This window comes from Wolbachia endosymbiont of Oedothorax gibbosus (assembly GCF_936270435.1).
GTDB lineage: Bacteria > Pseudomonadota > Alphaproteobacteria > Rickettsiales > Anaplasmataceae > Wolbachia.
Genome location: NZ_OW370567.1, coordinates 1,152,427 through 1,173,909, shown reverse-complemented (window position 1 = coordinate 1,173,909; position 21,483 = coordinate 1,152,427). Strand labels below are relative to the sequence as shown.

16 protein-coding genes are annotated in these 21,483 nt (G+C 36.2%); 6 read left to right on the top strand and 10 right to left on the bottom strand.

The window, feature by feature from the left end:
- The first annotated feature begins 92 nt into the window (after positions 1-92).
- Positions 93-356: a translation initiation factor IF-1 gene (infA, locus tag NBW39_RS05955; RefSeq protein ID WP_007550159.1), complete on the top strand. Its 264-nt coding sequence runs from the start codon at positions 93-95 to the stop codon at positions 354-356.
- Positions 334-939 (top strand): Maf family nucleotide pyrophosphatase, encoded by a 606-nt coding sequence (locus NBW39_RS05950; protein WP_250294888.1) that lies wholly within the window; start codon positions 334-336, stop codon positions 937-939. The genes infA and NBW39_RS05950 overlap by 23 nt, the downstream gene beginning before the upstream one ends.
- Here NBW39_RS05950 and NBW39_RS05945 read toward each other — a convergent pair.
- From NBW39_RS05945 to NBW39_RS05925, 5 genes are all read right to left on the bottom strand, one after another.
- On the bottom strand, positions 911-3,283 hold the full coding sequence (locus NBW39_RS05945) for a hypothetical protein (RefSeq protein WP_250294887.1): 2,373 nt from the start codon (positions 3,281-3,283) through the stop codon (positions 911-913). The two genes, NBW39_RS05950 and NBW39_RS05945, sit on opposite strands and share 29 nt — an antisense overlap.
- Before the next feature lie 128 nt (positions 3,284-3,411).
- On the bottom strand, positions 3,412-4,746 hold the full coding sequence (locus NBW39_RS05940) for an alanine:cation symporter family protein (RefSeq protein ID WP_250294885.1): 1,335 nt from the start codon (positions 4,744-4,746) through the stop codon (positions 3,412-3,414).
- 303 nt (positions 4,747-5,049) lie between these two features.
- A complete protein-coding gene (locus NBW39_RS05935) occupies positions 5,050-5,553 on the bottom strand; it encodes a protein-disulfide reductase DsbD domain-containing protein (protein WP_250294884.1) in 504 nt (167 codons plus the stop codon).
- 307 nt (positions 5,554-5,860) lie between these two features.
- Positions 5,861-7,510: a chaperonin GroEL gene (gene groL / locus NBW39_RS05930; protein ID WP_250294883.1), complete on the bottom strand. Its 1,650-nt coding sequence runs from the start codon at positions 7,508-7,510 to the stop codon at positions 5,861-5,863.
- A gap of 100 nt (positions 7,511-7,610) precedes the next feature.
- Positions 7,611-7,901 carry a co-chaperone GroES gene (locus tag NBW39_RS05925; RefSeq protein WP_250294880.1) on the bottom strand — a complete coding sequence of 97 codons (291 nt, stop codon included), beginning with the start codon at positions 7,899-7,901 and terminating at the stop codon, positions 7,611-7,613.
- Between the two features lie 173 nt (positions 7,902-8,074).
- On the opposite strand from NBW39_RS05925, the gene ygfZ reads away from it, so the two are divergent.
- From ygfZ to NBW39_RS05905, 4 genes are all read left to right on the top strand, one after another.
- Positions 8,075-8,863, top strand: a complete 789-nt coding sequence (ygfZ, locus tag NBW39_RS05920; RefSeq protein WP_250294877.1) for a CAF17-like 4Fe-4S cluster assembly/insertion protein YgfZ — start codon at positions 8,075-8,077, stop codon at positions 8,861-8,863.
- Positions 8,864-9,762: 899 nt separating this feature from the next.
- Positions 9,763-11,490, top strand: a complete 1,728-nt coding sequence (locus tag NBW39_RS05915; RefSeq protein WP_250294874.1) for an ankyrin repeat domain-containing protein — start codon at positions 9,763-9,765, stop codon at positions 11,488-11,490.
- 69 nt (positions 11,491-11,559) lie between these two features.
- On the top strand, positions 11,560-12,432 hold the full coding sequence (locus NBW39_RS05910) for an IS982 family transposase (protein ID WP_250294632.1): 873 nt from the start codon (positions 11,560-11,562) through the stop codon (positions 12,430-12,432).
- 30 nt (positions 12,433-12,462) lie between these two features.
- Complete coding sequence (locus NBW39_RS05905) at positions 12,463-12,774, top strand: PRANC domain-containing protein (protein WP_256466292.1); 312 nt, start codon at positions 12,463-12,465, stop codon at positions 12,772-12,774.
- A 29-nt stretch (positions 12,775-12,803) separates the two neighbouring features.
- Here the strand turns inward: NBW39_RS05905 and secA are convergent, their stop codons facing one another.
- The 5 genes from secA to NBW39_RS05880 form a co-directional block, all read right to left on the bottom strand.
- Complete coding sequence (gene secA, locus NBW39_RS05900) at positions 12,804-15,464, bottom strand: preprotein translocase subunit SecA (protein WP_250294871.1); 2,661 nt, start codon at positions 15,462-15,464, stop codon at positions 12,804-12,806.
- A 234-nt stretch (positions 15,465-15,698) separates the two neighbouring features.
- Positions 15,699-16,586 (bottom strand): aminoglycoside phosphotransferase family protein, encoded by an 888-nt coding sequence (locus NBW39_RS05895; RefSeq protein ID WP_250294869.1) that lies wholly within the window; start codon positions 16,584-16,586, stop codon positions 15,699-15,701.
- Positions 16,587-16,689: 103 nt separating this feature from the next.
- Entirely contained in the window at positions 16,690-17,862 is a 1,173-nt protein-coding gene (gene odhB, locus NBW39_RS05890) for a 2-oxoglutarate dehydrogenase complex dihydrolipoyllysine-residue succinyltransferase (protein WP_250294866.1), read from the bottom strand.
- A gap of 711 nt (positions 17,863-18,573) precedes the next feature.
- A protein-coding gene (locus NBW39_RS05885; RefSeq protein ID WP_250294694.1) for an IS5 family transposase occupies positions 18,574-19,400 on the bottom strand; the annotation gives its coding sequence in 2 pieces (ribosomal slippage) (positions 18,574-19,013 and positions 19,013-19,400; 828 coding nt in all).
- Between the two features lie 115 nt (positions 19,401-19,515).
- Positions 19,516-21,453: a heme lyase CcmF/NrfE family subunit gene (locus NBW39_RS05880; protein ID WP_250294865.1), complete on the bottom strand. Its 1,938-nt coding sequence runs from the start codon at positions 21,451-21,453 to the stop codon at positions 19,516-19,518.
- Positions 21,454-21,483: the final 30 nt, after the last annotated feature.

Below are 21,483 nucleotides of genomic sequence, written 5' to 3'. Positions count from 1 at the left end.
ATACTTAAATGAGGTGCAAAAAGTCTTTTGTGTTGATAATAATTTAAAATCTATAGTAGACTGAAAAAGATTATTAAATTATAATATAACATATGATAAAAGATGAGAAATCGAAAACAATTTTTGAGGTGGAAGGGGCAGTAACTGCTTTACTACCTGCAGCAGAATTTAGAGTGAAACTGGACAATGAACATGAGATTATCTGTCATGTATCAGGGAAAGTGAGAAGAAGTAAAATACGCATCATTATAGGGGATAGGGTGTTAGTTGAGATGAGCATTTACGATAGGAATGCGAGAAAGGGTAGGATAATTAGAAGGCTTAAAGGTACAAGTGACAGAACGATCTCTAAATAATCTTATTCTTGCTTCATCATCGGAAAGGCGTATAGCTTTACTAAAACAAATAAATATTGAGCCAGGTTTAATTTTGCCAGCAGACATAGATGAAGCCCCTTTAAAAAAGGAACTTCCGAAGGATTACTCAATCCGTATGGCAAAAAGTAAAGCTGAGAAAATACAAAGTTCAAATCCAAATTACTTTGTGCTTGGTGTTGATACAGTTGTTGCTTGTGGTAGAAGAATATTGCTTAAAGCTGAAAACGTTGGACAAGCAGAAAAATGCATCCGCTTGTTATCAGGAAGAAGGCATAGAGTATACACCAGTGTGTGTCTATTAACTCCCGATCAATCCAAACAACATATTAGGACTGTGGTTACAATAGTGAAATTTAAACGTCTCAGTGAACAAGAAATTAAGTATTATTTAGCATCAGAAGAGTGGAAAAATAGGGCAGGGGGGTGCAATATACAAGGCCTAGCTGGAATGTTCGTATTATTCTTACGCGGCTCCTACTCTTCCGTTATAGGGTTACCGTTGCATGAAACCTATTGTTTGCTAAGTAATTATTTCAATCTCTTGTCTTTTGCTCGTCTTTAGCAGCAAATCTTTTCTCTTCCTCTCGCTTAGCAAAACCTTTTTGAGCTTCTGTACATAGCTCAGAAAGTACAGTACCTAGCTCGGTTGCTGCAGTTATAATATTGTCTTGGCTACCAATCTTGTTCTTTAGCAACTCACGTATAGGGTCATATTGTTTACCTTCTTTTATTTTCTCCAAAACGCTTTCTGAGAATGAACCTTTAGGAATATTTTCTTTAGTAGCCTGTTGTGCCGGCTCTCTTAACCCTTTATCCAGTTTTTCCAATGCTTCTTTTAACTCACTCGTATCTCCGATTTCTTTTGGTTTAATGTTTTCTAAGCACTTCTTTAACTGTTCAGGATCTACTTGAGATTGTTCATTATTGTCATGAGTTGGAGATATATAGCCTGAATCACTTATACTATTTGGTCTTGAAGCAGAGACACTAACAGTTGGACCTTCTACTGTTTTTACATCTGCTAAATTGTCTTTTTGCAATTCAGACTGAATTTTCTCTGGTGTATTAAAACTAGTCTCTTTAACATCTTCGTTAATTTCGTATTTCTTTGGCCATTTTTCCTTCCAACTTTCTAATGCTTCACGTGCGTTTTGGTAATTTAACCTTTCTTCTTCAGGCTCTTGTCCACTCCTGCGAGAGCTTTTCTGTGATCGAGTGTCACTACCTTGTTCAACATCTATCAAACTCTCCTTATTTCCCTCAGTGCTAACTGTAGATAGAGGTTTGCCGTCATCGTTCTCTCTTTTTTCTACAATATTACCTTGACCATATTTTTTGGATAGTTTTCCCTCTAGTGCATCCAGATTTTGATTATCTTCTTTACCTTCAATTTTATCCTTTAACCATTTGTATATTGGTTTGTCTTCTTTTATTTTTTCTAAAACGTCCTCTAAGAATCTTTTTTGTGCTACATCAGCTGTGTTAGAGCTTAATTCACTTTTTCTGTTAGCTTCAGGTTCACTAGACGATTCACCTTCTTTGTAATTTAACTTCCCTCCTTTAGGCTCCTGTTTACTCTTTCCTTCTTGTTGCGGGATTTCAGGTTGTTGCTGATTATTAGGTGTTTGCTCACTTCTATCTGGTTTTTGGCTTTCAGGTACAGCATGTCCAAATGTAGGATTGTCATACCGTTCATCTTCTTGCCTATTATCTTGATTGTGGCTTACAGATTTGGTGAAAGTAGAACTATCTGAAGGATCAGAAGTTGCACCTTTTTGCTGATTATTAGGTGTTTGTTCACTTCTATCTGGTTTTTGGCTTTCAAGTTTGCTTCCCCCTTGCTCATTGAAAACATCTTTTTCAGGTGGAAGTGAACTAGTTCTGAGAGGTGGTGGCGGAGGAGTTCTTTTGTTCTGGGAATTTTCCTCAAAAAGCGATTGGAGGTTATAAACTTGACCTCCCGAATTTGCTTTTCGTGCTGCTTGTCTAAGCTCACGCTTTTCTTCAGCCTCCTGAGAATTAATTTTATCGTCAAAATCTTTTCCAATTCCGCTATCGTAAGACTGCCTTCTGCTGTTAGATTGTAGTCCAAAATGTGAATGGTGGTCTTCTTTTTTTTGAGTTATATCAGTAGCTTGAACGCTAACACCTCTATTAACATCAATTCTTGTTGTAGTTTCAGATGATAGCTCGTTACTGTCTTTATTATGTTGCACCTCATTCACTTTTCCTTTTTCCCTGAATTCTATTTCATGCAAGAATAAACCACCTATTTTTACATCTTGATTCGCTTCTAACCGTTCTAGAGAAAAATCATCACCTTTAACAAGTTCTACACCGTTAGCATCAATCTTAATTTTGATCTTGCATTCTTCCCCTTTCGCATACCATTTCAGAGTCATTTCATATGAACCATCGGTTACGACATAGTGTCTTATTTTTTTCCCTTCTTCCTCGGCAACAAAACCGTGCATTCCGCTCTTTCCATCACTATGCAACGTTGAAAATCCCGAAATTCCATTCTTCTCACAAAAATCACTATTTAAAAATTCACTGATTTTAAACTCTTTCTTGTTATCTTCCAGCGTAATACTTGCGTGATTACCGTATATTGACACTGCTGTAACACCATCATCAATATAATCTTTCAACCTTTTTTTAACTTCACTTTCAAGCTTTTGTTCGGCTTTCTTTATCTTGTCGAATTCCTGAAGAATAACTCCACATGCTTTGTTTTTGTCTTTATCTTCGTTCCAATCCCAATCGGCGCGTTCTGTTAAAAACTTTACTGTGTTAAAATCAACTCTAGCATTATAAATTGGGTCGTCCTTTTTATCAAATAAAGGAAAAAATTCTAGAAGGCGCTCATTATAGATGTGTTCTTGTTGTGTATCGTTAGTATTCATATACCCCTCACTAATAACCCTCTGCCTTTAGTTCTAGCTAATACTAGCTAATATAATTATCACGGGCATTGGTTGAATTTTTATTAAGGAGGTTGTGTTACTGCTCAGATGGCAACTTAGCTAGTATTTTAGTTGGCGCCTAATTTTAAATATCTGCTACTCATAGTAAACACTTCTGGATCTTGAGAAGTTAGCTTGAGTATAGCGAGTATGTTGATAAACAACAAAGCAGCAATCGAGATATCAGCGACATCCCATAGCAACCGGACTTTACCTATCGCACCAAGCGGAATAATCATGGTAAAAATTACAATCCAGATTTTAGTGTATTTATTATCCATAGACACATAGCGTATTGTCTGTTTTGAGCAAAAAAACCAAGTAAAAATAGTAGTGAAAGCAAAACAAAACATTATGACCATAATTAAATAGTCAATATAGGGCCAATTCATAGCTTTTCTAAAAGCAAATATGCACATGTTAGTACTCTCTAAATCAGTGACCCAAGAATCTGTGACCAGCAGTACCATTGTTGTAATAAACACTATGAATGCAACTATAAAAGGCGATATTATTGTGATTAGGCTCTGTTCAATAATAAATTTATTGTTATTTTTCTTAGGAACAATTGAAGAGTGCACGATTCCTTCGAGACCAAGCCCTATATCTGTTGCAAAAATACCTCGCAAAGTTCCGACTTGAATAATAGTCAACATTTCTAAAATCAAACCTAGAGATAAACCAGAGTTAAAGCTACTAGTTGTAAAAAAACTGCTTGTTATTAATTTTAGAGAAGGAAGGATATTTTCACTAAACTTAAATAATATGATACCGCAAAGTATGAGGTAACTTACCGTCATTATTGGTATCATAGCCGATATAAAAATTTTAATTTTTTTTAAGCTGAGAACTGCAACAACAAAAAATATTATGGCCATTACAATGCCACCAATGACTACAGGCACATCTATCATGTTAAGTGGTATTGATAGAGAATTTACCTGAACAAGGTTACCAACTGTTATTGAAACCATCATCATAACAACCAGAAACACAATTGTAGCTTTTCTAGAGTTAAATGCATCAGCCATGTAGGCTACAGGGCCACCTATAAACCGTCCGTTCTTTTCCTTTCTGGTTTTTATACTTAGATAACAAGTGACATATTTTATCACAGAAGTGATAACAATAATTATTGCCATCCATAAAATAGAGCCCGGTCCTCCGGTTTTTAGAGCAACAGCAGTTCCTGAAATATTTCCTACTCCTAAATTTCCCCCTAAGATTGTAAATAGAGCGGCTATAGAAGAAAATTTATTTTCTCCTCTTTTAACTCCAATGAGTGAAAGGGCGTACGGCAATCTAAATATCTGTAGCCATTTTAGTTTAACCGATAGGTAAACACCAGCAACTAGCATGAGTAATATTGTTGGCAGTAATAAAACAAACTTTACTATATCCATTTACATACTAAAAGTGAGTGTTTTGACTTAAGTATACATACAAAAGTTGAAAATACCTAACCTATTTTCTATGTATGACTTCGTTTCTGTCATCCTAGCACCCCTTTCTGTCATCCTAGCACCCCTTTCTGTCATCCTAGCACCCCTTTCTTGTCATCCCAGTGCGTGACACTGGGATCTAAATTTTTTATGCGAAACCATTATGTTTATATACTTGTAGGCCCAAGTTCCTCACATAGTGAACAAAAAAGTAAATGAGATTCCAGTGTCGCGCACTGGAATGACACCTACCCCATGAGAACTCTATTTTTCATACCACTCATTTATAAGTTTATCGACGTCAGAATCTATAAAATCCTTTAGTGGCTGTTTGATTTTTATCTCAACATTTTTAGGGATGCATCTATCTTTACATATCGCATATTGTATATGAAAATCAAGGTCAATGTACTCTTGATTTAAAAATATATTCATCTTAAAGGGAAATAATACCATATCCTCATATACGTTACTTACAAACGTCTCTCTCCCTACTTTATCTTCATGTTCCTTGGGAGTAGGCCAATGGATATCTATATTTGATGTGTTACCCTGACAATCAAAGGAAGTGGGAAGGCCGAAATCTCCAGGATCTTTGTAATATATATGCCAACCTGGTTTTATTGTAACCTTTATTGCACCTTTAAGAGTAAGGCTTGTTTCATTTATCTCGCCAATAAGTAAATCAAATTTTGCAATTTCCTCGTCAGCATATAGTTGAGTGCAAGAAAAAAATAAAAACAATATTAAATATATATGTATTTTCATTAAGGTAAATTTCTCCTTTTATAGAGAAAGTGATTTAGATTTTAATTATTATATTTAATAGCATTATATAGATTGTTTATTAATATAGCATTATGCTAGTATAAATATACCAGGGGTTATAGCTTTCTTATACTGCCTTTTTGTTATTAGACAATTGCAGTATAAAGAAGCAAAAAGGATACAAACAGTAGTGTCTTTCTATACAAAGCCACTACACGTATCACCTTTAACACACAGTAAAATATGATTTTTAAGAATTAAAGAGACATAGGTGCCGTGGAGCAATTGCTCCACGGTTTCACTCTACTTAGAATCCACCCATGCCACCCATTTCTCCTGCACCCATAGGAGATGAAGCATTTTCTTTGCTTGGTACATCAACTATCATAGATTCAGTAGTGATCAACACACTTGCAACAGATATTGCTGTTTCAAAAGCAATGCGTACCACTTTCGCTGGATCAATCACACCAGCTGTAAATGCATTAGCGTAATTCATAGCCTCAACGTTGTATATAAGCTCTTTATCATTCTGCTTAATCAAATAGTCAATTATAACAGCAGATTCAAGACCAGCATTTTTAACTAACCTTCTAATTGGAGCACTGAGAATTTTCTTGATAATGTTTATGCCTATTTGCTCTTCGTCACTTGCACCTTTTAATTTGTCGAGAACAGATGAAGCATAAAGAAGCGCAACTCCACCACCTGGAACTATGCCTTCTTCAATTGCAGCTCTTGTTGCATGTAGCGCATCTTCAACTCTATCTCTACGTTCTTTAACTTCCACTTCAGTTGCTCCACCAACTTTTAGCACAGCAACACCACCTGATAATTTCGCTAAACGTTCTCTTAGCTTTTCTTTATCATAATCAGAAGTTGAAGTTTCAATTTGAGATTTGATCTGCTCGATTCTAGCTTTCACACTGTCAGAATCGCTATTTTCGCTGACAACTGTGGTATTATCTTTAGTAATTTTAACATTTTTAGCAGTACCAAGATCATCAAGTGTCAGATCTTCCATCTTGATTCCAAGTTCATCTTTTATGACGTACTTAGCACCAGTCAAAGTTGCTATGTCTTCGAGCATCTCCTTTCTTCTGTCACCAAAACCTGGAGCTTTTACTGCAGCAACTTTTAAACCACCACGCAATTTATTGATAACTAAAGTGCTTAATGCTTCACCTTCGATATCCTCTGCAATAATAACTAAAGGTTTACCAGATTTAACAACAGCTTCAAGAATAGGAAGTAAAGGTTGAATAATATTCAATTTTTTCTCTGTAATTAATAAATAAGGATTATCAAGCTCCACGATCATTTTTTCATTATTTGTAATAAAATACGGAGAGAGATAACCGCGATCAAATTGCATGCCAGTAGTCAGCTCAACTTCTAACTCTTTTGAACCTTTACTCTCTTCAACAGTTATTACACCCTCTTTTCCAACTTTTTTCACGGAATCAGCGATACTGTTACCTATATCCTTATCACCATTTGCAGAGATTATCGCAACTTGCGCTACTTCATCCATTTTCTCCAGAGAAATTGTACGAGACATTGATGTAATTTCCTTTAATATTACATCTTTTGCCTTCTGTATTCCGTTTTTAATACCAACACGATCGTTTCCAGCAGCAATTGATTTTGAAGCTTCCATTATCATGTTGCTAGTTAATATTGAGCACGTTGTTGTACCATCACCAACTTTGTCGTTACATTGAGAACAACTTTGGGCAAAGATGCTTGCTATTGCAGCATTTAGTGGTTTTTCAGGCTTGATACCCTTCATCACCTTATAACCATCTTTTGTAATTTCTGGTGCTCCATAGGGCTTATTAATCCCTACTGTTTTTCCTCTAGGTCCCGCAGTTATTGCTACCGTTGAATCCACTATTGCTGCGACTTCACGAAAGGCTTCTTGCAACTGCTCACCTGATACTACTACATTAGTCATTTTTATCACCTCTTGTTAATAAAAAATTTAGAAAACTATAATAAAACCATTTACAATGCACTGTATCGTGCTTTGTTTCAGTTTAGTAAAATAAAGACTGCTATTTAATGACAGCAAGTATATCGGACTCTTTCATCACGATAAGCTTTTCATCATTATGTTCTATTTCTGTACCAGCCCATTGACGATAGAACACTTTATCACCAGCCTTCACAGTTAAAGCTACGCGTTCGCCATTTGAGTTGCGTGAACCTTCACCAGTTGCTACAATTTCACCTTTAGTAGGTTTCTTTTCAGCACTTGATGGAAGCATAATTCCACCTTGCTTTTCCTCGCTAACAGGCTTGATCAGCACGCTATCATCCAATACATTTAAATTTACATTTGACATTTGCTTTTCCTCTCAACAAATTAACCTATAACTTTATATATATACTCGTAAGCTAGATTTCAAGGGCTGGAGCTTGTAAAATATGCACACCATATAAAACATGCACGCCAAAAGCAGTTTCTAAAAGAGCCTAATGTTATATAATAAAATTTAGATTTATTTATGGAGATTTCATGAGTTATATACCATTCCTAAGTCGTGGTGTAATAGTGCTATATGGGCCTGACACTAGAGATTTTCTGCAGGGCATTATAACCAATGATATTAATAAGTTGGATAGCCAAAAAGCCATTTACTCTTTATTGCTTAGCCCTCAAGGGAAATATCTATATGATTTTTTTCTTATTGAGTATGGTAAATACACTTTCTTGGAGTGCGAAAACATGCACTTACAGCAAATGATCGAGAAACTAGATTTACTTAAAACTTACCTGAGAGTGAAGATTAAAGACGTTAGTGCACTATATAAGGTTGGAGTTTTGTTTAACACTAAGTTGGCGGAGTGTAGTAGTAAGTCACAAGTTATTTTTCAAGATCCAAGGCACAAGCTGCTAGGAATGAGGGTAATACATAAAGGTGAAATAAAGGAGCCAGTTGGGGATTTTACTCAGTATGAAAAAGTTAGAATTCAAAATCTCGTTCCAGATGGAGCGAAAGATATGGTACAAAATTCATCATTTCCGCTGCAATTTTTAATCAACGGTATAAGCTTTAATAAGGGGTGTTATATAGGTCAGGAAGTCGTAAATCGAATGAGCAGACAAGAAATATTCAGAAGGAAACTTTACCTTGTTGAGGGGGATAACGCACTTCCAGATATTGGCACTAAAGTGACAAATGAAAATAATGAGGAAATAGGGGAACTGCGCTCTAGTGTAGACAATATCGGACTTGCATTGCTTAATACTCAAAAAAGTCACACAAATTTATATGCCAGTGGGGCTAGGGTATTTGTGCGTTGAGGTCTATAGCTTAAGGTAGCACATATAGAAACGAAAAAACCTACTTGACAAACTCCGCCAGCCCCCTTATCATGAGACTGAAGATATTCAGTTATCTTCAATCTGTGCAGATTAAACGACAACAGTATTACGTGATTGGCGTCTTATTTTTAATTTTTTGCACTATGTGCACCTTATGTCTTCACAACATTTCTGGGTTTTCAAGCTGAAACGCGCTGTTTAAGACAGTATAGTACGCTGTTTAAGACAGTATAGTACGCTGTTTAAGACAGTATAGTACGCTGTTTAAGACAGTATAGTACGCTGTTTAAGACAGTATAGTACGCTGTTTAAGACAGTATAGTACGCTGTTTAAGACAGTATAGTACGCTGTTTAAGACAGTATAGTACGCTGTTTAAGACAGTATAGTACGCTGATTTGCAGGATTAGAGAGTGAACACTAATTACCACGGGATTTCTTTGTCTTTTTTTTCTGCCTGGTAAATTTCTTAACGTTTACAATTTAGGTTAACTGCACTTAAAAGCAGCTAAATTGCAGTGTTTAAGACTTAAAAAAACGCCAATACTGAAAATAGACGATGACCAGGGCTTCTTTTGCCTTTTTTTTCATTTGGTAAATTTCTTAAATATTTATGGCTAAAGCAATTTAAGAGACCGGAAATGGTGTCATTCCAGCGCGTGACGCTGAAATCCAGTTTTTGGCAGTTTCATTGAAAATGTTGTATAGTATGCTTGTTTACAGTCAAAATTCTGGATCCCAGTGTCTGGGCACTGGGATGAAACCTACAGACACTCCACCTCAGCGTGTGACCAGAAAAAGAAGAACCAGTTTCTTAGGTTTTCATTGACATAATCCGCTTCATATGCCATAATAAAATTTTATATCTTGGAGGAAGAAATGCAGGGATTGAAGGAAATATTACAAGAAATTAACAGTAGCTCGGACCTAAGTGTAGAAAATGTAATTGAGAAAATTAGGGATACACTGCAGCAAGAGGATCCAGATATATATAACGAGTGGAAAAATAACCAGTTTGATATAAACCATATGCTTAGACGTGGCAGTTTTTTGCGTGCAGCAGCTAAACATAACTGCGGGAAAGTAGTAGAGCTTCTAACAGAAAGAGGAGCAAATATAGATCTTAAAGGTGAGAAAGGGGAAACGCCGTTATTTTCAGCCGTTAAGGAGGGTCATATAAATATGGCAAGGTTCTTAATAGAAAAAGGCGCTGATATCAACGTACAATGTAGCTACAATGGATACACTGCATTACACATAGCAGTTGATAAGAGTAACCCAAGTATGATGAAACAATTTAATAAAGTTAATACAACAGGTTATATAGAAATAATAAAGCTGCTAATAAAAAATGGAGCCGACATTAACGGACAAGATAATTATGGCGGTACTCCTCTGCATTTAGCAGTTACGTTTGGTAACTTAAAAGCAACAACGCTACTACTTGAGCAGGAAGGAATAGATATTAGTAAGCGGACTACAGAAGCAGGGTTTGATGTCTTACACCTTTCTGTTCGGGCTGGCATGCGCTTTGGGCAAAAGTGCAGTGAAGCTCTGATAAGATACGCCTTAGCAAAAAATCCAACGGCAGAAAAACCTGGCTATTTAAATGAGGAGCCATATGAGGAAATATCAAGATACTGGAATGAGTGTCACACTGAGATTAAGAAACTGAAAGAACAAAGAATTGATAGGAATAGTGAGGTATCATTTCACGATATTCTTGCAACTAGACGCAACAAATTGGCATCTATAGTTACTGAAAGGATGGCAGCAATATTAGAGAGAGGTGATTATAAAAAGGAGTTTCCTATATATGCTAATGAGATAGAAAGCCAGTTTGGAAGAAAAATGGTAGGAATGAAAAAAATATTGCAGGAAGTCAATAGCTATCACAGTATAAATGAAGAGAACATAATTGAGGAAATTGCAAAAAAACTGCAGAAAACAAATTTAAATGCATACTATAAGTGGAAAAAAGATCATTTTAATATAAACTGCACATCTGCAGCACTAAATTGCAATTTAGTGCTTGTAGCAACTGGACACAATTATGAAAGGATAGTAAGGTGCTTAGCAAGAAAAGGGGCTGACGTAAATGTTGAAGATAGTAAATATGAAGCTACTCCTTTGCATTGGGCTGTTAAAAATGGCAATATAGGGATAGCAAAATCCTTAATAGAGAGTGGTGCTGATGTTAATTTCCAAGATAAAGAAGGAACCACCCCTTTACATAGGGCTGCGGTCAACTGTCATGTAGAAATAGTGAGATTTCTTCTGCGGAATGGAGCAAACCCTTGTGCAGTAGATGAAAACAGGAGTACTCCTTTATACAAAGTTATTGACGTGGTTATTATGGGCATGCCTTGGCGTCTACATCGTTTGAGCGTCATAGAATGGTCCAATATGATGTGCAGTGCAGGAGAAGTTGGTAGGCTCCTCATCAAGTATATGTTGAAACAAAATTCCAATTTAGAGATTCCCAGCACGCTTGAAAGCCTGCCAGGCATTGCATATATATTAGATGATTGGGATAAGTGTCAAGCTGAGATTAGGAAAATGAAAGAGCAGAAGGTTAATAGACCTCAGTTATGGATTAGAAAATAGATAAAAGTATAACTAAGAAGAGGGAAACAGGGTAAACTCGAGTATTTTAGTAATAATAAGAGGTTACACATGAAGAAAGATATTACAGAACTGTACTGTTGCGTCGAGGATTTTTGTCGTGCGGTAGATGATAATTTTGCAAATAGGTTCTTATCAAACGGCAAAAAACCAACCAGAGTACCAGAAATAGCGCACTCAGAAATTCTAACCATAATCCTATTATACCATAAATCACCATGTAAAAACTTCAAGGCTTTTTATCTTTGTTATCTTCAGTTATTCTATAGATCAGAGTTTTCAAAGCTGCCTTCATATCACAGATTTATTGCCTTAAAGCCGCGAGTTTTGTGGTATTTAGCATTACTTTTGCAATGGTTTTGTGAACAAGCAAAAATGACCGGGATTTCCTACATAGATTCTACTTCAATAGCAGTATGCCATCGAAAAAGAATCTCAAGAAATAAGGTTTTCAAAGGATTAGCAGAGTTAGGAAAGAATACTTACGGCTGGTTTTTTGGTTTTAAATTACATGTAGTAATCAATGAAATAGGTGAAATTCAAGGTGTTACGCTAACCAGAGGTAACGTCGATGACAGAAAACCTGTACCAACTCTAACCAAAAAACTAACTGGACTTTTGTTTGGAGATAAGGGCTATATAAAGAAAGAGCTCTTTGAGAAACTATTCGATAGAGGTCTAAAACTCGTCACTAAAGTGAAAAAAGGTATGAAAAATGCACTGATTTCGCTGAAAGAGAAGATTTTACTAGGGAAAAGATCGATTGTTGAAACGGTTTTTGGCTGCCTAAAAAACAAATTTGAACTTGAGCACACTCGGCATAGATCCACAGTAAATTTCTTGGTACATATTTTTTCTACCCTCATTTCTTATTCAATGCAATCGAAAAAGCCCTGTATTTCTCAGCTTTACTTCGTTGGTTAATCCATAACTGGGGTTAATAGGAATAGTGGAGTGTCATTTTACGATATTCTGATAGCCAGGGATAACAAATTGGCAGATTATGTGAGTAATGAAAATATAGCAGAGGCATTAAAAACAGGTAACTATAAAAATGAATTTCCTATGTATGCTGATGAAATAGAAAGTCAATATCAAGAAGGAATGAAAAGAAAAAATTTAGTGAATGCAGGCAAAATATGTATTCAACATTCTGATATTGGTGCTGAATTGCCTGAAGAAATTTGTGAAAAAATAGCTGAGCATCTAGACAATATAACCATACACAAACTAGTTTATAGTGCTTTTCAAAATACACAAATATAGATTTGCTACCTGTTGTGGAAAGTTGATTACTAGTTCACCACAGTAACTGCGCCGTGGCAGTGTTTGTACTTCTTTCCGGAGTTGCAAGGGCATTTGTCGTTTCTTGAGACTTTGGGAAGTATGCTATTTCTCGCAGAATGTAGCCTATTGCCTATTTCTTGGTTATCTACCAACTTAAAGTGTGCTAAGCGGTGAATGGTAAGTTCTTTCCACTTTTCAAGCATCGACTCAAACATTAAGAAAGCTTCGCGTTTAAATTCATTCAGTGGGTCTTTCTGCCCCATGGCACGTAAGCTTATGCTTTGTCTTAGGCTCTCTAGAACTGAAAGGTGTTCTCTCCATAAATGATCAAGTGTCATTATCATCATTTGCTTCACGATCGTATTCCACAAATCTGTAGTGTGCTGACTGTTGAAATATTTTTCTTTCTCAGTAAAAAATTCTTGTATCTTATCATTTATATAATCCAAAGCTTCTTGTTTGTTTAAAAACTTTGCTAAATCTTCTTTATCAAGCGTTATTCCATACCTTGTATGGAATTCTTTGGCAATATCTTCAATATAATCCTCATAATAGCCACTTTGGATTATACCTTCTACTATGCTCTCATTTACTTCGCTATATACTTCAAACAAATCATTGATTTCATTGCCTAAGATATTGTTTCTCTGTTTAAAAATCACTTTACGTTGGTTATTGATTACGTCATCAAACTTAAGCAAAGACTTCCGCATATCATAATTTCTAGCTTCAACTTTCTTTTGTGCCTTCTCAAGTGCCTTATTGATCCATGGATGATGAATAGCTTCGTTATTCTTTAACCCTACTTTTTGTAAAAAGCTTCTCATTCTATCAGAACCAAATATTCTCATTAGGTCATCTTCAAGTGATAAAAAGAACTTAGAAAGTCCAGGATCCCCCTGACGACCAGAACGGCCGCGTAATTGATCATCTATTCTCCTGCTTTCATGTCTTTCGGTTCCAACCACGCATAAACCACCAGCTTTTATAGCAATTTCCTTATCTTTTTTTACTCTTTCGACTATTTCTTGGTATTTTTTTTCTCTTTCATCAGCATTTTTTATCTTCTTCAGTTCTACCTTTGCAATCATTTCAGCGTTTCCACCGAGTTGAATATCAGTTCCACGTCCTGCCATGTTAGTTGCTATAGTGATACTACCTGGCACTCCAGCTTGTGCTATTATGTACGCCTCTTGTTCATGATAACGAGCATTTAGTACTGAATGCTTAAGAGAATGGCTTTGCAAAAGCGCAGAAAGCTTCTCAGAGTTTTCGATGCTTACCGTGCCAACTAGGACTGGTTGAAGGCGTTTGTGGCATTCTTCTATAAACTTCAACACAGCATTAAATTTTTCTTTTCCTGTGCCATAAATTTCATCATCAATATCAACTCTTTTTACAGGTACATTGGTTGGAATTTTTACTACATTTAGTCTGTATATATCACGAAACTCTTCTGCCTCTGTTGCTGCTGTTCCAGTCATTCCGGAAAGTTTATTGTACATACGAAAGTAATTCTGAAATGTGACAGATGCTAAAGTTTGGTTTTCATGCTGAATTTCAAGATTCTCCTTCGCTTCAAGTGCCTGATGAAGACCATCGGAATATCTCCTGCCCTCCATCATACGCCCAGTAAATTCATCAATAATCACTACCTTGCCATCCTTTGCTATATAATCTTTGTCAGCAGTGAACAGCTTATGTGCACGCAATGCTTGGTCTATGTAGTGAGTCATTATCATATTGTTGGTATCATAAAGCGAAGAATTTTCAGGAATGAGATTATATGACTTCAGTAGTTCTTCCACTCGTGAAATACCATCTTCAGTCAAGAATACCGTTCTACCTTTTTCATCTACTTCATAATCAGAGTCAACTAATTTGGTCACTATTTTATTGATATGCTTATATATCTGATTGTTTTCCTCAACTGGGCCAGAAATAATAAGCGGAGTGCGAGCTTCATCAATGAGTATTGAGTCCACTTCATCAACTATTCCGTAGTGAAAGCCTCTCTGAACCATGTCTTCTTGAGAGAATTTCATATTGTCCCGCAAGTAATCAAAGGCAAGCTCGTTATTTGTGGAATACACGATATCTGCACTGTAAGCCTCTTTTCTCTCTTCATCTGTCAAGTTATTCGTAATAAACGCAACAGAAACCCCAAGAGAATTATATAATTTGCTCATCCATTCTGTGTCTCGTTTTACAAGGTAGTCGTTAACAGTTACGACGTGGACGCCTTTCCCTTCTAAGGAATTTAGATATGCTGCTAAAGTTGCAACGAGTGTCTTTCCCTCTCCTGTTTTCATTTCTGATATCATGCCGTTATGGAGCACCATTCCACCAATCAGTTGAACATCAAAATGTCTCATGCTAAGAAACCTTCGAGAGGCTTCGCGCACAACCGCAAATGCGGGTACGAGAAGGTCATTTAGTGTTTTGCCATTTTTCAATTCTCGTTTGAATTCTTCAGTTTTACCAGCAAGCTCCTCATCAGATAAGCTCTGCATTTCTGTTTCTAATGCATTTATTTGCTGAACAATTTTCCTAAAGGATTTTATTATCTTCTTATTTGTTGACCCAAATATCTTTCTTATAAAAAAGAATGACAACGTAAAAATGAAAAATATAAGAATGGCTGTCAAAATTAGCGGAGAATCTAGCATAAACTTAAGTAACGTCCATTTAATATGAGATTATATTACTAAATGCAGCCTACAGCAATGACATATTAGATTCGGGAAATCTTTTCAAATTAAGAACCTATCACAGGCATTGTTTAGTTTGCTGAAAATAGTTGTTCGTTTAAGTTGTTAGTTATGCTAGATTAAGAGTAATTCACTTGAGAATAGCAAAGAAAGGTAGGTATGCAAAAATAGGACTGAAAATCTTTGGTTAAACTAAGCTTCTTCATTTAGAATTTCATTAATAATTTTCTGTTGTTTCATAACTTCTGTTGTCTTCCAGTCGCGCATTGTAATTAGTGCCTTCCATAAAGCCCAGCCGCTTGCTCTGGCCCACGTGTCTGGATCTAAACATAGATGTGACTTGAAGATTCTCCGACTTTCGCTGTCTAAAAGTGTCCAGGCAATTACCAAGTCACAAGCTGGATCACCGACAGCCATACATCCAAAATCAATTATAGCAGCTACACACGCATCTTTTACCAAGATATTTCCACTTGCAAAGTCACCATGAATCCATACTGGGTTCTTGCTCCATCTTGAGCTTATAGCTTTTTCCCAAAAGGACATTATAGTTCTAGCATCAATAAAACCTTGCAATTCCTTAATGGACGATCTTACCTCTGTGTCATAGACTGATACGTGATCGCCGCGCCAGAAGTTATGGAGTCCAGGACTAGGGCCTCCTTTAACATCAATTTTATGTAACTCATTCAAAAATTGTGCAAGCTGAGAAGCAATAATCTGTAAATCCAGATCATCTATAGACAATGCATTTATGCTTTCCCCTTCGATCCACTTATATATTGACCAATTCCAGGGATAATGCTTTGATGGTTGTCCCATTGCAAGTGGCTTAGGAATAGAAAATGACAAATGTGGTGCAAGTACCTCAAGCCATTTTTGCTCCTTCAGAACTTGTAGCGCATAATCTTCTGCGCTTGGTAGCCTGATCAACATCTCTTCACCCAAGCGAAAAGTTCTATTGTCTATACCACTGAGTTCAACAGGTTTGATCTCTAAGTGAGCCCACTTTGGAAATTGCTGTGCAACAAGTTCGGTAACAAGTAATAACCAAGAGCGACTATCAATTTTTGATGCCATTTGCCGGTTTCTCCTATTTTACCATCCGCCTTAGAAACCTTCTGATTCCAGAAAAACTTGCTTGTCATTTTTAATTGCTGATATTGTTTAAGTTAATACCAATTTACACTTCTAAAACCAACCTGTTTGGATCTTCTATATAATTTTTTATTTTAACAAGGAAAGTCACTGCTCCTTTGCCATCCACTATTCTGTGGTCGTAGGAGAGGGCAATGTACATCATAGGTCTGATTTCAATTGAGTTGCCCACAGCAACTGGCCTATTTTGTATTGAATGCATTCCAAGTATTCCAGATTGCGGAGGGTTTATTATCGGAGTGGAAAGAAGTGAACCGTATACTCCACCGTTTGAGATGGTAAATGTTGCACCTTCCATTTCTGATACTTGTAATTTACCTTCGCGAGCTTTTTTGCCAAGAGCAACTAAAGTCAACTCAATGTCTGCAAATGACATCTGATCGGCACTCCGAATAACTGGTACAACAAGACCTTTATCAGTGCCAACAGCAACACCTATATCATAGTAATGTTTATATATGATTTCGTCACCTGAGATCTCAGCGTTAATTTCAGGAATTTCTTTCAGTGCTTGCACCGCTGCCTTTATAAAAAACGACATAAAACCAAGTTTTATTCCATATTTTTTTTCAAAGGCGTCCTTATATTTTGCTCTTAGATCCATGACATTTTTCATGTCAATTTCATTGAATGTGGTCAGTATCGCAGCAGTATTTTGTGATGCCTTCAAACGAGCGGCAATTACTTGCCTTATTTTACTCATTTTTACTCGTTCTTCTCTTCGCTCCCCACTTACTACACTTTTTGGCAATTCGTATTGTTTTATTGCAGGCTGTTCTGCTTTGTTCATGTGGCCTATCACATCTGCCTTTGTTACTCTGCCTCCCATGCCAGTTCCTTTGACACTTTCTGCATTAATTGCATTTTCTTCCATAATTTTACGAGCTGATGGAGCATCTTTTTTAGCAGAACTTTCGCTTTTATCTTCTTTTTTCACTTCCTCTTTTACTTCTCCCACAGAAAGCTTCGCTAACAATTGATCAGGGCTAATTACATCATCTTCCTTTACGAGAAACTCAGTTATTTGCCCTGAAGCTTCTGCAGTTAATTCGAGTGCTGTTTTATCAGTCTCAATTTCAAAGATCAAGTCATCTACTTTTACTGCTTCTCCAATATTTTTCTTTATTTTTACTATACCTTCCGTAACTGACTCACCACCAAGAGTTTTTGGTGCTCTAATTTCTATAATTTTGCTCATAAAACAACTTCCGTATAAAACTTTCTATAGATTTATACATGAAAAGAGACATGTAATAAACTAATAAATTTATTTAGGTATTAGATCTTTTATCATTTGTAGAGAATAGAAACGAAAAACTTCCTTGACAAACTCCGCCAGTCCTCTTATCATGATACTGAAGGTATTCAGTTATCTTCATCTGTGCAGATTAAACAGCAAGAAAACAACGTAGTTGGCGTCTTATTTTTAATTTTTTGCACTATGTGCACCTTATGTCTTCACAACATTTCTGGGTTTTTACCCAAATAAGCTAAAATGCGCTTATTAAAGCATTTAAGACAATAAAAAACGCCAATTTAAAAAATAGATAGTGAATAACTGGCTAACGGGGTTTCTTTTGCCTTTTTTCTGCTTAGTAAATTTCTTAATGTTTATGGCTAAAAGAGCCCAAGAGAGGTGTCATTCCAGCGCGTGACGCTGGAATCCAGTTTTTGGCAGTTTCATTGAAAATGTTGTATAGTATGCTTGTTTACAGTCAAAATCCTGGATCCCAGTGTCTGGGCACTGGGATGACAGAAGAGGGGCTACTTGGATGACAAGAAAAGGGGCACTGCTATTATAGAGTGAAATGAGATCCCAGTGTCAAGCACTGGGATGACAGGGGAAAGTATTAGGATGACACCATCATAAGGTGAAATGAGATCCCAGATACTAGACCTCTTTCAAAATTCACATCATCAACTCTAGATTGTAAATTCCAGCTATCAAATTGAATCTCAATCCAAAACGTTTTCGCCGATTGCGATATTTATCTGCAATAATTTTAAATCTTTTAAGCAAACCGATTACATTCTCAACCACAACTCTTTTGCTTGCAAGCTCTTGATTTTCTTGCTTTTGTTTCTTAGTCAATGGGTGCTTTTTCGTTTTTCTATGTGGCAATTCAACATTTGCGTGAATTTTTTGTAGACCTCTGTAACCGCTATCTGCTAGGACTTTGATACTTGGTAGTATGTGCACTTTTGACTCCTTAAAAAGCCGAAAATCATGTTTCCTACCATTTGAAAAAGACGTGCAAATGATCTTTTTGCTTTCTTTTTCCGAAATAATCTGTGTTTTTATACTGTGCTTTTTCTTTTTTCCTGAATAAAATCTTTTTTGCTTTTTTTGGGTCTTTCCACAGGAGTTTCTGTTGCATCTATCACTAAAACCTCATATTCTATATCACTTTTTAGAACCTCTTTTCGCCCTGGCAATGCAAAATCCGGATGTTTTACCAATGTATTTTCAATCCACTTTATGATTTTATAGGTCGTACTTTCGCTCATACCATAACTTCGACCAATGTGGAAATATGTCCGATATTCACGAAGATATTCCAATGCCATAAGTAGCCTGTCTTCTATACAGAGCTTGCTTTTACGCCCACTTTTTGCTTTTTTCCTTCTATCTTCTTCATCTAAAATTTCTACCATCCTGTTGAAAGTTGCCTTCTTTACTCCTGTCAGACGACGAAACTTCTCTTCATCTAACTCCTTAGTTTCTTCATATCTCATACTTTTAAATGTATGATTTTATACTAATTTTTTGCTCTTTTCCAATTTTGAAAGAAGTCTACTGTCTTTCATGTCAACGGTAATATTGCGAAAGAACGCGAATTTTATGTAATAATTATCTGGGTACCTTTATTTTTTTGCTGGAAGGAAAAGCAGCAAGGAACGAACCAAAAGCGATAAGAAATGATCCAAGCCAGATTATAGATATTCCAGGTTTATAGTGCACTTTAGTTGCAATTTTGCTCTTACTCTTATCAATCTCTCCAATTACAACATAAATATCAGAAAGCAAATTGTGGTAGATACTGCTTTCAACATTTTTCTGACCTTCCGCAAGATAAAATCTATATTCAGGAGTTATCTCACCCAATATCTTGTTATTCAACAAATTCCTAATATCCATTGTTCCTCTTACTGCATGGAAATTTTTTTCTTTTATTAGCTCAATATTTTGCAAAGTAACTTTAAATTTACTAACTGTTATGCTATCCCCTATTTTTAAGTAATTTTCTTTTTTCTCCTGCCAACCAACCGAATATGCTATACCAAGCACTAGAATTGCCACTCCAGCATGAGCTGCCATCATTGCATAGTAGGATTTAGAAACTTTTCTTGCTAATAAAATTGATTCGTTCTTAAATAAACAAATTCTTTTACTATATGCTTCTAAAACAAAGATTAATAATGCTATGGAGATAGTAATTGATAGCACAATTATTAGCTCCATGTGAAAGATAAAAGGTAAAATAGCTGCAGCACTACAAAATGAGAATCTGTATTCATGGAATATTGGCAATAGACTCTTTCCCTGCCAACTACAGTATTGCCCGATCATGGTGAGCACTAGAATAGTGAGTGCAATAGGATTAAATAAGGAATTGTAATATGGTGCTCCAACTGAAATTAATTCACCGGTTAAATATTCGAGCACTGTAGGGTATAAAGTGCCAACGAACACAATAAAAAAGGCAGTGATGAATAATAAGTTGTTCATCAGCATCATCGTAAGGCGTGAAAAGAATCTTCTACCATCTGTTACTTGAGTAGCAGGTTTCTTTTCAGATTCCAGTGTCAAGTACTGGGCAGGTGTGTTCGTAAACACTACGAATATTACTAAGCTACTGACTGTAATTACACCAAGCAGAGCTAATATATATAGTCCATACCTTGGGTCATCTGCAAACGTGTGTACTGAGGTGAGTATTCCTGAGCGGACTAGAAATGTTCCAGTCACACTCAATATAAAAGTTGTAAGTGTAAGTAAAATAGCAAAATTCCTTAAAGTATTGAAATTTCGTACAACGAGCAACAAGTGTGTCAGCGCTACTGCAATTAGCCATGGCATCAAAGAAACGTTTTCTACTGGATCCCAAAACCAAAATCCACCCCACCCAAGTTCGCGATATGCCCACCAGCTACCCAAGCTGATGCCCAAAGTGAGCAGCGACCAAGAAATAAGTACCCAAGGCCTGACAATTTTAGCCCAAACATTTCCTTCAGTATTCGTGATTAATCCAGCTATAGAGAGCGAAAAAGGAACGCTAAATCCAAGGTACCCCAAATATAATATTGGTGGGTGGATAGCAAGACCTATATCTTGCAATATCGGATTAAAACCCAATCCATCTGTTTCAATGCCTGGCATTTTAGTGAAGGGGCTGGATTCAAGTAAAGTGAACAGTAAAAAACAAAAGCAAATCAAGCCTTGGGTGATAAGAGATATTTTTTTTAATTTACTGTCGTTATCAGTAAAAATACCCATCAGAAATAGGTAAAAGGTAAGCACTAATGCCCAAAGCAACATAGACCCTTCTTTATTTCCCCAAACTCCACAAATCTTATAGATCAAAGGTTTTGTTGTGTGTGAGTGGTAATATACGTTTTCGAGTGAGAAATCATTTGTAATGTGGCAGTAGATCAAAATAGCCATTGACGCTGATACACAGAAAAATATGGCAGTGGTGATAAATCGATAAGAATTGAGCGGTAAAAATAAATATGTTAAAGACAATAGGCAGGCTAGCAATAGCAGTATATTCCCAAGTTCAGGCATAAAAAATTATAGTTTTTATATAAACAATAT